Origin of the sequence: Dietzia sp. Die43 (genome assembly GCF_024519835.1) — a bacterium.
Lineage (GTDB): Bacteria > Actinomycetota > Actinomycetes > Mycobacteriales > Mycobacteriaceae > Dietzia > Dietzia kunjamensis.
The window spans coordinates 16,367-31,147 of sequence record NZ_JALJRF010000009.1 but is presented as its reverse complement, the minus strand read 5'-3'; the positions used below and the strand labels follow the sequence as shown (position 1 = coordinate 31,147).

10 protein-coding genes are annotated in these 14,781 nt (G+C 73.9%); 5 read left to right on the top strand and 5 right to left on the bottom strand.

Translation table 11 applies throughout. From position 1 onward, the window contains the following. Positions 1-16 precede the first annotated feature (16 nt). From NR111_RS09085 to NR111_RS18695, 4 genes are all read right to left on the bottom strand, one after another. Complete coding sequence (locus NR111_RS09085; RefSeq protein WP_256820629.1) at positions 17-1,696, bottom strand: protein kinase family protein; 1,680 nt, start codon at positions 1,694-1,696, stop codon at positions 17-19. A gap of 89 nt (positions 1,697-1,785) precedes the next feature. Further along, positions 1,786-3,645: a murein biosynthesis integral membrane protein MurJ gene (locus NR111_RS09080; RefSeq protein ID WP_256820628.1), complete on the bottom strand. Its 1,860-nt coding sequence runs from the start codon at positions 3,643-3,645 to the stop codon at positions 1,786-1,788. After that, positions 3,642-6,269 carry a hypothetical protein gene (locus NR111_RS09075; protein ID WP_256820627.1) on the bottom strand — a complete coding sequence of 876 codons (2,628 nt, stop codon included), beginning with the start codon at positions 6,267-6,269 and terminating at the stop codon, positions 3,642-3,644. The genes NR111_RS09080 and NR111_RS09075 overlap by 4 nt, the downstream gene beginning before the upstream one ends. Continuing rightward, entirely contained in the window at positions 6,266-7,591 is a 1,326-nt protein-coding gene (locus tag NR111_RS18695) for an NUDIX hydrolase (protein WP_256820626.1), read from the bottom strand. The genes NR111_RS09075 and NR111_RS18695 overlap by 4 nt, the downstream gene beginning before the upstream one ends. 228 nt (positions 7,592-7,819) lie before the next feature. Between NR111_RS18695 and NR111_RS09065 the strand changes: the two genes are divergently transcribed. The 4 genes from NR111_RS09065 (at position 7,820) to NR111_RS09050 (ending at position 12,697) form a co-directional block, all read left to right on the top strand. Beyond that, the gene (locus NR111_RS09065) at positions 7,820-8,152 is read left to right on the top strand and encodes a putative quinol monooxygenase (RefSeq protein WP_206473907.1); all 333 of its coding nucleotides are present in this window, start codon (positions 7,820-7,822) and stop codon (positions 8,150-8,152) included. A gap of 407 nt (positions 8,153-8,559) precedes the next feature. Continuing rightward, positions 8,560-10,083: a CCA tRNA nucleotidyltransferase gene (locus tag NR111_RS09060; protein WP_374210707.1), complete on the top strand. Its 1,524-nt coding sequence runs from the start codon at positions 8,560-8,562 to the stop codon at positions 10,081-10,083. Beyond that, the gene (locus tag NR111_RS09055; protein WP_206473908.1) at positions 10,080-11,363 is read left to right on the top strand and encodes a glycosyltransferase 87 family protein; all 1,284 of its coding nucleotides are present in this window, start codon (positions 10,080-10,082) and stop codon (positions 11,361-11,363) included. The genes NR111_RS09060 and NR111_RS09055 overlap by 4 nt, the downstream gene beginning before the upstream one ends. 35 nt (positions 11,364-11,398) lie before the next feature. Next, the gene (locus NR111_RS09050; RefSeq protein ID WP_256820625.1) at positions 11,399-12,697 is read left to right on the top strand and encodes a hypothetical protein; all 1,299 of its coding nucleotides are present in this window, start codon (positions 11,399-11,401) and stop codon (positions 12,695-12,697) included. Here the strand turns inward: NR111_RS09050 and NR111_RS09045 are convergent. Next, complete coding sequence (locus NR111_RS09045) at positions 12,632-14,044, bottom strand: MFS transporter (RefSeq protein ID WP_256820659.1); 1,413 nt, start codon at positions 14,042-14,044, stop codon at positions 12,632-12,634. The genes NR111_RS09050 and NR111_RS09045 overlap by 66 nt on opposite strands. Before the next feature lie 97 nt (positions 14,045-14,141). On the opposite strand from NR111_RS09045, the gene NR111_RS09040 reads away from it, so the two are divergent. Continuing rightward, a complete protein-coding gene (locus NR111_RS09040; RefSeq protein ID WP_256820624.1) occupies positions 14,142-14,774 on the top strand; it encodes a YqgE/AlgH family protein in 633 nt (210 codons plus the stop codon). Positions 14,775-14,781: the final 7 nt, after the last annotated feature.

Genomic DNA, 14,781 nt, shown 5'->3' with positions numbered 1-14,781 from the left:
GACGTCTCCCGGCCGGTCAGCGGGTCAGTTCGACCTCGCTGATCGTGGCCTCGTAGGACTGGGCACCGGAGGTACCCAGGCGGGTGATCCACACCAGGACGTACCCGGACTCCCGCGGGTCATCGATCGTCACGGTGGCCGACCCGTCGCGGACGGTGCCCGCTCCGAGACGGGTGGTCTCGTCGAGTGACGCCGGAGAGGCACCGGGCGCGGACCGCACCTCGAAGCGCACGCCGTCGTCCCCCGAGCGGAGCACCACCCGGCGGACCTCCTGCTCACCGTCCAGTGCGAGCATCAACCCGATACCCGGCTTGTAAGCCGACGGGCCGTCGCCGATCTGGGACCGGTAGGCATCACTGGACCACGAGGTGGACCGGTCACCGTCGACCACGTTGGGGGCATCCGCCGAGTTCTCCGCGACGCCGTTCGAGGACGAGGGCTGCCAGGTGGTGACGGTCGACACGGAGACCGGGGTGGTCGGGGTGGCCTCCTCCGCCTCGTCTCCGGTGTCGCTTGCGGCGGGGTCATCGGCCGCGGGCTCGGCGGTCTGGGCGGCGCGACTGGCCTGGGCGGCCCGTTCGATCGCGTCGAGCTGCTGTGAGAGCGGGGTGTCGTTGCGGGTGCCGCCGAACCCCCCGAGCATCCACGTGAACAGCAACGCGATCACCACGACCGCGGCGGCGCCGGTCCCGGCCATGATCTGCCATCGGCGCTTCTGGACCTCCGGGTCCGGCTCGCTGTACGGCGCGGGTTCGGGACCCGCCTCCGCCGAGGACCACTCCGCCGGCGATCCCTCCGCCGACGACCACTCCCCCGACGTCCATCCCGTCGCCGCGGCGTCCGCCGGGTAGGCGACCCGGGAAGAGGCCCCGGGGGCGGCGCGCCGCGGCCCGCCGACGCGATCGGTCACCATCGCCCTCACGGTGGCCGCCGAGCTGACCGACGACCCGTCGAGAGACCGCATGGCCAGCACCGCGGATTCCGGCGCCACCCCGGTACCGGCCACCGTGGGGTCGAGGACCTCGTCGTCGTCGTCCCTCCGGGCGGGACCGGGCCGACCGTCGGTCGGTTCGTACAGATCGGAACCCCCGGGCAGCGGGAGCGGCCACGCTCCGGTGAGCAGCGCATAGAGGGTAGCGCCCAGGCCCCGCACGTCGGACCGGGCGTCGTCCCCCTCGCGGACCCCGGGGAAGGCCAGGACGGCGCGCCCGTCCTCGGTGAGACGGATCCGGTCCGGCGAGTCGAGGCCCAGGGTCAGGCCCACCTCCTCGGCACGGGTCGCGGCGTCCGCCAGACCCCACACCGCACCCACGGCGGAGTCGGGATCCGGCTCGGCCACGGCCGCGGCGAGACTGCGTCCGGGGATCCACTCCGAGACCACGATGCCGCCCGCGCGGCCGCGGATGACGTCGAGCACGCGCGCCAACCCGTCCGCGTAGACCGTGGTGAGCGCGACGGTACGGTCGAGCACCCCCGTCGCCGAACCCGGGGGCTGCTCGCCGGGGAGCGGGTCGACGAAGGTCAGGGCGACGAACCTCCCCAGGCGCCGGTCGCGGGCCTTCCAGAAGGACTGGCCGGCGACACCACCGCACGGTTCGAGGAGTTCGTACCTGCCGCCGGAGACCAGGCCTCCGACGGTCAGACGCGGTGGCGACGAGGCGGTGTCCGGTGCCGGGGCTCCAGTCTGTTCACCCACCCGTTGACCCTCCTCGCCTGGTGCGGCAGCCCGTCAGGAGGCGCCGCTCGTGATCCCTGAGTGTACGTACCGGCCCCGCGTGGATTCGACTATCTCCTCAGACGCCCCACGAGTCCGCGGAGAACGGGGGTGATCGAGTCTAGTTCCGGCAACCGGGACCGGGACAGGATCAGACCGGTCACCGCGAGGGTGATGACGGCGGCGACACCGGCACGCAGGACGAACCCGATGCTGCCGACCGCGTCGGTGAGGGCGTCCATCGGCAGGATCGTGTCCACGGCGAGCGCGACCAGGGCGCCGGCGATCGACGCGCCGAGGGTCCACGAGGCCGACCGGAGGGTCTCGCGACCACGCAGGGACCCCAGTTTCGACCGCAGCAGGATGAACCCGGCGACGGCGCCGACGACCCAGCCGATGCCGTTGGCCAGGGCCAGGCCGATCACCACGTGGGACCGCTCTTCGGCGACCACGGGGACGAGGAGCGACAGGACCACGCGGACCACGGTGATCGCGAGGATCATCGCCGTCGGCGTCCAGTAGTCCTCGCGGGCGTAGAACACCCGCTGCTGCAGCAGGACCACGGCGTAGGGCACCAGCGTGAAAGCGCCGAAGGTCAGGGTCAGGCCGAGCACCTGGGCGCTCTCGGCGTCGAAGTTCCCGTAGCGGAACAGGCCGGTGGCTATCGTCGGGCCGAACGCGGTCATGAACGCGATGATCGGCAGCAGCCCGAACAGCGACAGCCGCGTCCCCAACGAGATGTCCCGCACCACCGCGTCGTTGCGGCCGGCCACCCCGTTGTCCGCCAGGCGAGGGTTGATGGCGGTGAGCAGGGTGACGCCGATGATCCCGTACGGGACCTGCAGCAGGAGCCAGTAGGTCTGGTAGATGGCGATGGCGGCCTCGTCCGCCGCCGAACCGATGCGGTTGGTCATGACCAGACCGACCTGCGAGATGAGTACGTAGGTCACACCGGCCAGGGCGTGCCCGCCGAACTGCTTGATGCGGGGGTCCAGACCCCACTGGGGGCGCAGGTCCACGCCCGCGCGGCGCAGGGCCGGCACCAGCACCGCCGCCTGCAGCACCACGCCCAGGGTGGTGCCCAGGCCCAGCAGCAGGATGGGCGCGCTGAGCAGGTTGACCGGCGCGGCCGGGTCGATGCCGCTGCCGACCACCGCGAACAGCACCAGTGTCGCGATGGCCACCAGGTTGTTCCACACCGGCGCCCACGCCCCGGGACGGAAGACACCGTTGTAGTTGAGGATCGCGAGCATCACCGAGAACACGCCGTAGAAGAAGATCTGCGGCAGCAGCAGGAACGCGAACGCGGTGGCCAGGTTGGTGTTGACCTCGCCGTCGCCCAGGTTGAGCTCGGTGAGCAGCGGCGCGCACGCCACCGCCACGACGGTCGCCCCCAGTGCCAGGACCGAGGTCACGGTGAGCAGGCGCCGGATGAAGGACACGCCCCCGTCCTCGTCCTCCTGAGCGGCCTTGGCCAGCAGCGGCATGAACATCGCGGTGAGCACCGAGCCCAGGACGAGCTCGGTGATCATGTTGGGCAGCGTGTTGGCGGTGTTGAAGGCGGATGCCACGGCGGGGCCGAGCACCGTGAGGATGAGGATCATCCGGACGAACCCGGTGATGCGGCTCGCGAGGTTGGCCACGGCCATCGATCCCGTCGAGCGCATCACCGACGCGTCGGAGGAGTCGCGGGTCCGTGCCCCGGTCCCCCCGCCGGGCGTCGCCGGCCGCGCTGCGGACCGCTCCGGGGTCGGGGCGATCGGCCGCGCGATCGACGGCGCGGGCGCGGCGTCCGGGATGAACGAGTCGGCGACCGGCGGCGGGGAGGCCGGGCCCGGCAGCACGCAACTGCCCGGCTCACGGCGTCGGCCGCGGAGTCCGGGATCCGGTCTGCGCAGTTCGGGTCCGGGGGACCCCTGCTCGTCGTTCACGGTCGGTGCCCTTCGTCCGCGGGGTCGAGGATGCCCCGACGGTAGCGCAGGTACCGCCGGCCCCCGAGGACGAGGGCGAGGGCGGCCGCGGCCAACGCGAACGCCTGGGCGACCGGGTATCCACCGGTCTGGACGGACAGCTCCACCGGCTCCGACAGCGGGCGCCCGTCGGGACCCTCGAGGACGAACGCCACGGTGTGGCGTACGCCGCCCTCGGCATCGGACTGGGTGGGCACCTGCAGGGTCCGCGAGCCCGAGGCCGGGATCTGGACGACCCCCACCGGCTCCACCGTGATGTCGTCCGGCGCGGTGACGGTGACGCCGACCCGCACCGGGAAGGGCAACGCGTTCCGGGTCACCAGCAGCAGTGGGCTGTTGGGGCTGGCCATGGTGAACACGCTGCCGGGCGGCAGCAGGTCCACCCTGCCGAGCGAGCGGGAGACCGTCTGCTCGAGGCGGTCGAGACGCTCGGCGGTCCCGGCGCGGGCGTCAGCCCCGGTACCGGACCCGGGCGACGTGCCGTCTCCCCCCGCGCGCCGGCCGGTCTCCGACAGGGCCCGGAGGGCCTCGGTCACCATCGGGTCGAGGTGGCCCTCGGCGTCCGACGACGTGGGATCGGCGGCGTCGACCAGTGACCGCAGCGTGCCGATCCCCCGCAGGGCGTCGGAGACGCGACGGTCCACCCCGGCCAGGTCCACGGCCCCCGGGTCGACGGCGCCCGTGGAGTCGTCCGCCAGGGACCCGTCCGGGACGGTGACCGGTCCGGCCAGGCGCTCGGTGAGCGGCACCGCGCGCATCCTCCCCGCCGCCAGTTGGGCGCCGAGGGTCTCCAGCAGCGAGCCGGCGGCCTCGCCGTCGACGCTCCACACCTGCGGCGGCACGGCCAGGACCCCCTGATCGTCGGACGGGCCCGAGGGGCCGGTGTCGGCAGCGGGACCGGTGCCCGCGGAAGGCCCGGCGCCGGCCGCGCCGGCGGCCTCGAGCGGGGCGATGGGGGCGGGTCCGGCGTCGATGGCGTCCACGACCGGCGCGAGGAGCGCGGCCCTCGCGTCCTGGAGGCGGGCCGCCGTGGAGTCGGCGGTCAGCCAATACCGGGTGTCGGGGTCGGAATAGCGCGGGTTCTCGGGTGCGGACCCGGTCGCGGCGAGGGCCGCCCCGATCGGCGCCGAATACGTCAGTGCGCGTCCGCCGTCGGTGCCGGCCAACCCCACCATCCCGGGGGGCGGGACGAGACCCGTGTCGGTCCGCGTCGACGCGGCCGCCACCACGGCGGTGGCGCCGGGCTCCCCCAGCGCCTCGGCGGTGCCGGGCAGCAGGGTCCCGGAGGCGGGTACCAGCACGTCGGGGATCGGGGACACCCCGAGGATCCGCTCCACTGAATCGTCGCTGTCCAGCGCGGCCCGGGTGAGCTCGGTGGACCCCACCGCCCCGACCGCCTCGAGGCCGGCCTGGGCTGCCGGCAGCGTCACCACGCAGGTGCCCTCGGCCAACGCCCGCAGCTCGTCCAGCCAGCGTTCGGCGTCCGCTTCCACCGCCCCGGGATCGGCGGGGGCGGACCGCTCCGGGTCCCCCCGGCCGCCCCGGTTCCGCCCGGAGGAACCCCCGTCGTCGCCGCCGGTGCCGTTCCCGATGAGCACGGCGCGGCCGTCGGCGATCTCGGACACGGTCCCCAGCAACTCCGGGTCCACGCCCAGGCAGACCGCCCGTCGCAGGTCCTGCCCGCCGGGCCCGTCGAACGCGTCGTCGGCCGCCCGGACCAGCCCGGTGAGCCGACCGTCCTCGGACAGCTCGCGCAGGAGCGAGTCGTCGGTCAACGCGACCACCGGGTCCGGGCCCTCCGCTCCGGGCACCGTCGCGATCCGCGTGGGTGCCGCCGCCAGCGGCCACATCATGGTCAGCGGGACCGGCGCCGGGCCCCGCCCGTCCGCCGGCCCGGGTGCGACCACCTCGTCGTCGTCGACCCCCGGTAGGGCCGCCGGTCGCGGCGCCTCGAGCACGGGCAACTGGGTGCGGGCGTCGTCGAGTCGCGCGGGCGACCCGCCCTCCGGGGTGCCGTTGACGTTGACGAGGAGCGGATAGATGCCGGGTTCGGTCAGCTGCAGGTCAGGGGCCGGGTCGCCGGGGATCTCCCGGGCCGGCATGGACACGCGGTACGGCACGGACTGCCCCGGCGCCACGGTCTCGGCCACCCGCAGGAACTCGCCGCGGACCGCGAACGACGGCTCGGACCACACCAGCGGTTCGCGCACCGCCTCCGCGTCGGCGGCGCGGGGCCCGCGCTGGAGCCGGACGTCGACCGACTCGAGGGGGATGTCGCCGACGTTGGTGATGGTGCCGGACACCGTGACGACCGGGACCCCGGACTCGGTGCCGACCGCGACCCGGCCCCCGCCACCCGCCCCGCCCGGGCCACCCGCCCCGTCGAGGACGGTCGGGGAGAGCTCGTCGATGGTGATCCGGGCCAGTGTCGGCGCCGGGTTGGGGATGTACCCGGCCGCCGCGGCCTCCGCGGGGGTGATGGCCCCGGCCGGCTGGACACCCCACAGCGGGCCGAGGGCCAGCGCCGCACACAGTGCCGTCGGGACGACCGCCCGGACTGCGCGCCCAACCGGCCGCCCGGTCACGGCCCGGACTCCTCCGGCGCGTGGTCGCGAGGGGTGACGCCGTGCGCCCCGGTGCGGCGGACCGGCTCGGGGCCGTCCGCCCGGCGGGACGGGTCCACCATCTGCGCGTCGGCGGGCGGGGGATTGTCGCCGGCCAGTTCGGCGCGCGCGAAGTCCGGGAGGAGGGTGCGGGCGGACTCGACCAGTCGCCGCTCGTCCGGGTACGCGAGGCGCCGGGGCAGGTCGTCGAACGCGAACCAGGCGACCTCGGTGATCTCCGGGTCCTCGTCGCACAACTCGCCGTGGTCGTAGCGGACGAGGTGGTGGTGGACGGTCTTGTGGATGCGCCGGCCCTCGGCGACGAACCAGTAGTCGATGGTGCCCAGCGGGGCCAGGACGGTGCCGTCGACGCCGGTCTCCTCGAGCACCTCGCGCCGGGCCGTCTCCGCGACGGTCTCCCCCGGCTCGATGTGCCCCTTCGGCATGGACCACAGCATGCGGCCTCGGCGGTCCAGCCGACCGATGAGGGCGACCTCCAGCCGGGACAGGTCGGGCTCGGGTCCCTTCCCCGCCTGCGCGAGGTTCCGGACCACCAGGCCGCCGGCCGAGGTCTCCAGCACCGTCTTGAGTCGCTGGCCACCGCGGGGATGCCGCGCGCCCCCGCGACCGCCGCGGGCGTTCTTGGCGCCGGCCTTGCCGCCCTGGTGGGTGCCGGGCTTGGTGGTCTTGGCCGCGGCCTTGGACCCGCCCTTGCCACCGGCCTTGGAGCCGGTCTTGGACCCGGTGCCGCCGCCGGCCTTCGCGGGCCCGGACGTGCGGGTGGTGTTGGTGGAGCTCGCCTGGCCACCGCCGCCCGACTTGGACCGGCCGGGCTGACGCGGGTGACGGGGGGCCTGGCGGGAGGTGGCGCCGGCGGTGCCGTCGCCGGTTTTCACCGTGTGGGTGGCGTCGGGGCTCGACGGCTGATTCTGGTTCTCGGGTGCGCGGCCCTGTCCCCGACCGCCGCGCCGACCGCGTCCGCCGCGGCGGCGACGCCGTCCCTGCCGGGACTGACCGTCGCCGGAGGGGCCGGTGGAGCCGGTGGGCCCGGACTGGCCCCCCTGGCCGGACTTCTGACCTGGCTTCTGACCTGGCTTCTGGCCGCCGCCCCCGGCGTCCCGGGGCGCCGGTTTCTGCTTGTCGCCCTGCGCGCTGCGCTGGCCGTCGGACCCCTTCGCGGCAGCGCTGTCCCGCTTCTGACCTGCGGCGTCGCGTCCCGCGGCGCCGGGTCCGGCGGGCCGACGCGCACGACGACGCCGCGGCGCGTTGGCGCGCGGTTCGGCGGGACGATCGGCTTCGGACACCCATCGATGCTACCGGCCGGGGGTGAGTGGACCGGAATCCACGGCGCGCCGCGGCCCGGCCGCGTGCGGGTGCCCGGGCGCGTGGGTGGCAGGCGTGGGGAGTCACGACGACGACGACGACGAGACACTCCCGTCACTCCAGTGCGCTGCCGTCCCAGCGGTCAGGGCCTCGGGGCCGTGGCGGCCGGGGACGGTCCCGCGGCGGCGGGCGCGGCTAGAGTCCGCAGTATGAGCTCTGGTCCGTCCGCCCACGCCCTGGTCCTCCGACACCGGGCCAAGCCGGGCCGTCGCGACCAGTTGATCGAGGTGTGGCGCCGGCACATGCCGGAGGCCGTCCAGGCCAACGCCGGACACCGGGCCTATGTGTTGTGCGCGTCCCACGTGGACCCGGACGTGTTGGTGGTGTTCCAGCACTACCGGGACGCCGCGGCCGCCCAGGAGTTCCTCGGCAACCCCGCCTACCTGCGATACCTGGAGGAGTCGAGCCCGCTGCTGAGCGGCCCGCCCGAGGTCGAGGCCGTGGATCCACTGTGGTCGAAGGCGGTCGCGCCCGGCGAGTGAGCCCCGCCGAGTGAGCCCCGCCGGGCATTCCGGCAGCGCATCCGGCCAGGATGCGCTGCCCTGTCGACTAGCGCGCCCCGAATGGTCCATTCCCGCAGCACAACCCGGTGATCGGCGTACATTCCGGCAGCGGAGGTCGGCGAGGCGGCGTACCCGGGGCTGCGTGTGCCGGCGGTGCCCCCGCCCGCCCGCCGGCGCGGTCCGGCCCGCCCGTCGACCCGGCTCACACCGGGCCCATCCGGCCCCCGGGGCTGATCCCGCCCGGCCCCGAGCGCGCGGGTCAGGGATTGTCGGGTCCACTCGGTAAAGTCGGGCCCGTGACAGCCCGCAGACCGACCCCCGACCGCAGTGCCGCCGACAGCAGCGCCGCCGCCGATCGAGCCGCCTCCGATCGACACGACGCCGCGGTGTTCTCGGCTCTGCAGGACGGACCGGGTTCCCGGCCCGACCCGGCAGAGGTCGAGGCACGCCGGGTCCGGTTGCTCGCGGGCGCCCAGACCACGATGAACGACCTGGCCGACGTGCTGGCCCCGCTCGCGACGGCATTCGGTGACGCCGGGCACGAGCTCTACCTGGTCGGCGGCAGTGTCCGCGACGCCGTGCTCGGCCGACTGGGCACCGACCTGGACTTCACCACCGACGCCCGGCCCGAGACGGTGCGGGCCATCCTCGACGACTACGCGGACGCGGTGTGGGACACCGGGATCGAGTTCGGCACGCTCTCGGCCGTCAAGAGGGACGGTGGCGGGATCGAGCAGCAGATCGAGATCACCACGTTCCGGGCCGACTCCTATGACGGGGTGACCCGGAACCCCGAGGTCGTCTTCGGTGACACCCTCGACGGTGACCTGATCCGGCGCGACTTCACGGTCAACGCCATGGCGGTGCGTCTGCACCCGGACGGGCGCCAGGAGTTCGTCGACCCCCTGAACGGGATGGACGCCCTGCTCGTCGGCGTCCTGGACACCCCGGCCGCGCCGGAGCAGTCGTTCTCCGACGACCCGCTGCGCATGCTGCGGGCCTGCCGGTTCGTCTCCCAGCTGGGGTTCACCCTCGCGCCGCGGGTGTTCCGCGCGATGGCGGAGATGACCGGGGAGATCGACCGCATCACAGTCGAACGGGTGCGGACCGAACTCGACAAGACCATCCTCGGCGACTACCCGATCGACGGCATCAACATGCTGTGCGAGGCCGGGTTGGCCGATCGTGTGCTGCCCGAGGTGCCCGGCATGAAGCTCGAGCGCGACGAGCACATGCAGCACAAGGACGTGTACTGGCACTCGCTCACGGTGCTCAAGCAGGCCATCGACCTCGAACCCGAGGGGCCCGACCTCGTGCTCCGCTGGGCGGCGTTGCTGCACGACGTGGGCAAGCCCGCCACGCGGGCGCCCAAGCCCGGCGGCGGCGTGACCTTCCACCACCACGAGGTGGTCGGCGCGAAGATGGTGCGCAAGCGCATGCGTGCGCTCAAGTACTCCAAGCAGATGATCGAGGACGTCTCCGGCCTGGTGTTCCTCCACCTGCGCTTCCACGGGTACGGCGAGGGTCAGTGGACGGATTCCGCGGTGCGCCGCTACGTCTCCGACGCCGGTCACCTGCTCCCGCGCCTGCACCGGCTGGTCCGGGCGGACTGCACGACCCGCAACAAGCGGCGGGCGGCCAAGCTGCAGGCCAACTACGACTCGCTGGAGCGGCGGATCGTCGAGATCGAGGAGAAGGAGGACCTCGCCCGGGTCCGCCCCGACCTCGACGGCAACGAGATCATGACGCTGCTCGACCTCAAGCCGGGGCCCGACGTCGGTCGCGCGTGGGCGCATCTCAAGGAACTGCGCCTCGATCGCGGCCCGCTCGACCGGGATGAGGCCGAGGCCGCGCTCCTGAGCTGGTGGGCCGAGCAGAACGAACCGCAGCAGAACGGCGATCCGGCATGATCGGCGGAGCGGTCGACCGCTACCTGGGCTCGGCCGCTGCGCGGGTCGTCGTCGTCGTCCTCGCCGTCGTCGGCACGCTGCTGCACACCGTGGGCATCCCGGGGTTGCAACAGATCCCGCCGTACCGCATCGACCTCGACGTCTACCGCGTCGGCGGGCAGGTGTTCCGCGACGGTGGCGACCTCTACGGCGAGCTGCCCCAGCTCGCCCAGGGCGCCCACCTGCCGTTCACCTATCCCCCGCTGTCGGCGCAGCTCTTCTCGCTGTTCACGCTGGTGCCGTTGGCGGTCGCGTCCGCACTGATCACGCTGGCGACCATCGCGGTGCTGGCCTACGTCGTGCAACTGGTGCTCACGCGCACGTGCGAACGCCCGCAGCGCGAGTTGTGGTGGCTCACCGCAGCCGTGGTGGCGGTGGCACTGTGGTTCGGCCCGGTGCGCGAGACGATCGGGTTCGGGCAGGTCAACGTCTTTCTCATGGCGCTGGTGCTGGTCGACGTCATCCGCGGTCGCGGCCGCTGGTGGGGCGGCACCCTCACCGGGCTGGCGATGGCCATCAAGCTCACCCCGGCGGTGTTCCTGCTGTACTTCGTGCTGCGGCGCGACTGGCGTGGGCTGGCCACGGCGGTCGTCTCGGCGCTGGCGTTCACCGGGATCGGGCACCTGCTCACCCCGGACGACTCCGCCCGCTACTGGACGTTCGCCATCCGCGACCCGGCCCGGATCGGCGGTCTGGCGTTCACGTCCAACCAGTCGGTGAACGGGTTCGTGCACCGACTCGGCTTCGAGGACACCGCCGCGTCGGTCGCGTGGTTCGTGGTGTCCGCGGCGATCGGCCTGGGGATCGCGTGGGTGGCGTGGCGGCTGCTGCGGTCCGGCCACGAGGTGGCCGCCGCGGTCGCGGTGGGGCACGTGGCCCTGTTCTGCTCGCCCGTGTCATGGGGACACCACTGGGTGTGGGCGGTGCCCGCGGTCGTGCTCACCCTGGTGTGGGCCGACCGCGCGGGACGAGATGACGACGACGACGAGCGCGGCTGGCTCGCCCTGGCCGGCAGCGGCGTGGTGATCTTCCTGGGCACACCGCAGTGGTGGGTGCCGCACAGTGAGGGCCGCGAACTCGGCTGGGGCCCGCTGGAGCACCTCGTCGGCAACGCCTACCTGATCTGGGCGGCGGTCTTCCTCGTCGTCGTCGGTGTTCGGGCCACCCGTCTCGGCCGCCCCGACCTGGGCGGCGATCCCGAACGACCCGCGCTGCTCGCCAGGGCCACCGCGAGCAGCTGAGCGCCCGCCGTCAAGGCGGAACGACGATCTGTGGAATGCGGTTCCTCGCTCCACAGATCGCGGATCGGGGCTGGCCCGGGCCGGGCGGTCGGGACACGATTCTGGGCATGGACTACTTCTTCGGAGACGGCGTCGGGGACCCGACGCAGTGGCAGGGCGAGCCCGACCTCACCCTCGGAACCGGTGCCGCGGACGCGCTGTGGCTGGACTTCGACGGCGACGGATACGCCGACGACGCCCTGTGGGACTCGGACCTCGACGGCGCCGCCGACCGCGTGGTGACCGACGTGGGCACCGGCGCCCAGGCCGCCTACGCCGATGACGGCGGACGCGGCGTGTGGAACGTCTACGCCGGGGGAGCCGGCGCGCTCGCCGCGGGGTCCGTGGGCGGCGGGTCTGTCGCGGGCGGGTCTGTGGGCGGTGGCTCGGTGGGTGGTGGATCAGTTGCCGCCGGTTCGGCGGGCGGTGGGTCTGTCGGCGCGGGGTCGGTGGGGGGCGGCTCGCTCGGCACGGGGTCCGTCGGGGCCGGCTCCCTGGCGGCCGGATCGGTGCTGGCAGGAGCCGAGGGTGCGGGCGCGCTGATGGGCGGTTCGCTGGCCGCGGGGGCGGACGGGCTGGCCGCCGGATCGGAGGCGCTGGGCGGGCTGCCGGACTGGGGCGCCCTGCTGTCGGATGCCATCGGCGCGATCCACCACGGATCGGCCGCTTCAGCGGACTCGGCAAGGTGGTCCACTCCCCCGGTCACGGAACCCGATCCGGTGCCGCCGCCCCCGCCCGTCGCGCACACTCCGGCCCCGGAACCCGCGCCGGTGCAGGGCGGGACCGTTCCCGAACCCGCGGCACCGGTCGTCGAGGACGACGGCTCCATCACCGTCGACACGGGCAGCGGGTTGCTGTCCGTGGCGGACATGAACGGCGACGGGCGGCTCGACGCCGCGCTGCCCTTCGAGCCGCCTCACCTCGAGCTCCCGCACATCGACGCGGGCTCGGCTGCGGGATCGCTCGACGTGGGGGTCATCGACGCCGGCGCGCTCGGCAGTGGCGCGCTCGGCGACGGCTCGGCCGGTGGCGGCGCCGGAGCTGTCGGTTCCGCCGCGGCGGGCTCGGCTGCGGCGGGATCCGCTGCCGCCGGGTCGATGGGCGCGGGCAGTGTCGGGGCGGGTTCTGTCGGGGCGGGTTCGGTCGGCGCAGGGAGTGTCGGCGGCGGCTCGGTGGGTGCAGGCTCGATGGGTGGCGGTTCCGTGGCCGCCGGCTCCGTGGGCGGAGGGTCAGTCGGTGGTGGCTCGATCGGTGGCGGTTCGATCGCCGCGGGTTCGCTCGGGCTCGGCTCCTGACCGCCTGCGCGCGGCGACGAACGCCGCGATCACCGCGGCGGCGGCGTACAGCGCGGCCGGGACCAGCATCAACGACACCGACCGTCCGTCGGCGGGCACCAACGGCAGGACCGCGACCATCCCCACGACGAACGCCGAGTTGAACAGCGCGTCCTGCAGTGCGAAGACCCCGCCGCGGCGGGCGTCGGGGACGTCGGTCTGCATGGCGTTGTCCGCGACGAGCTTGACCACCTGGGCGCCCAGACCGATCGCCACCGCGCCCACGACCAGCGACGTCGGCTCGAGGGTCGGGCCGACCGCGAGCTGCGCGACCCCCGACAGCACCGCGCCCGATGCCACGACGACGATCCGCCGCCGACGGGCGATGGCCCAGGGGGTGACGACGGCGGCCAGGCCCATTCCTGCGGCCACCGCCGCCGACATCAGTCCGAATCCACCCATCCCGGCCACGACAGGGCCGCCCACGCCGCCGGACTCGGCGTCGCGCAGTAGCAGGATCGCCAGCATCGTGGTGATCCCGAACGCCGCCCGGCCGAGCGTCACGCCGGTCAGCGACACCCACACGAGGGCCGTGGACCGGGCGGCCCGGACGCCCTCGGCCAATCCACCGGCGAACAGGGACAGCGCATCTAGTGCCACGCCCCGGCCGGGATCAGCGCTGAGCTCGTCGTCGTCGGGTCCCAGGTGCCGGCGCGGCAGCGCCAGGATCGCCCACACCCCCACCAGCGCGGCGACCACGGACGGCACGAGGGTCCACGACACCGCGGCGTCCCCGGCGCCGAGGACGGCCAGGACGGCGAACGCCGCGACCGCGCCGACGGCCGTGATGATCGACCCCACGGTGACCAGGACCGAGTTGGCGGCGGCGAGGATCCGATCGGGCACCACCTTGGGCATGGCCGCGGTCATTCCGGTGTTGATGAGGCGGCCGAGACCGATGGCCACGAGCGAGAGCGCGAACAACGCCGCCAGGCCCGCCCCGGTGTGCACGGCACCGACGGCGACCAGCGCGATGGTCGCGACGATGGCCACCGTCCTGACCAGCGCCGCGACCGCGACGACGACCCGACGATCCCACCGGTCGAGCGCGGCGGCGGCGAAGGGTCCGATGACCGAGTACGGCAGCAGCATGACGGCGAACCCGCCGACGATGGCGGCGGGCGTCGTCGCGGACTCGGGGCTGAACAGCACGATTCCGCCCAGCGCGGCCTGATGGATCCCCTCACTGAGCAGGGCGGCCAGGCGCGCCGTGGACAACCGGCCGAGGCCGTCCGACTCCCGCAGTGCGGCCGCCAGTCGTCCGCGCGGGGGGCCGACCGGATCGGCGGACAGTGAGGTCACGCACATCACCGTAGCGCTCACCGCACGGGCGGCGACCATCGCGGCGGGACCCGATCGAGGGGACGCGCGTGTGGGTCGTCGGCGACGGGGGCATCATGGGGACATGGACACGGGACCGGACGATCTGGGCGGTGGCGGCCTGTTCGGCGACCGCCTCTACTCCGCGATGGACAAGCGTGATCCCGTCGCCGGGTCGCTGCTCATCGCGGCGCCCGACATGCCCGATCCCAACTTCCAGCGCGCGATCATTTACATGATCGAGCACGACCACTCGGGCTCCCTGGGCGTCGTCATCACCCGCCCAGGCGAGACCGAGGTGGAGTCAATCCTGCCCGCCTGGGCCGAGATCTGCGCTCCCCCGTCCGTCTTCCACATCGGCGGTCCGGTCAAACCCGACACCGGGATCGCGCTGGTGGTGCTCGGTTCCGGCGTGGACGGTGACCGGTTCGTCGGGCTCCAGCAGATCGAGGGTCGGGTGCATGTGGTGGACCTGGACAGTGACCCCGATCTGCTGCGCGACCACGTCGAAGGGATGCGGGTGTTCGTCGGATACACCGGCTGGGCCCCCGGGCAGCTGCAGGACGAACTCGACCGCGGCGACTGGTACGTCGCCCCCAGCCTGCCCAGCGACCTGCTCGCCCCCGCCCGCGTCGACGTGTGGGGTGCGGTACTGCGGCGGCAGGAGATGCCGCTGCCGCTGTACGCCACCTTCCTGCAGGACGGGGACGTCAACTGACGGCCGG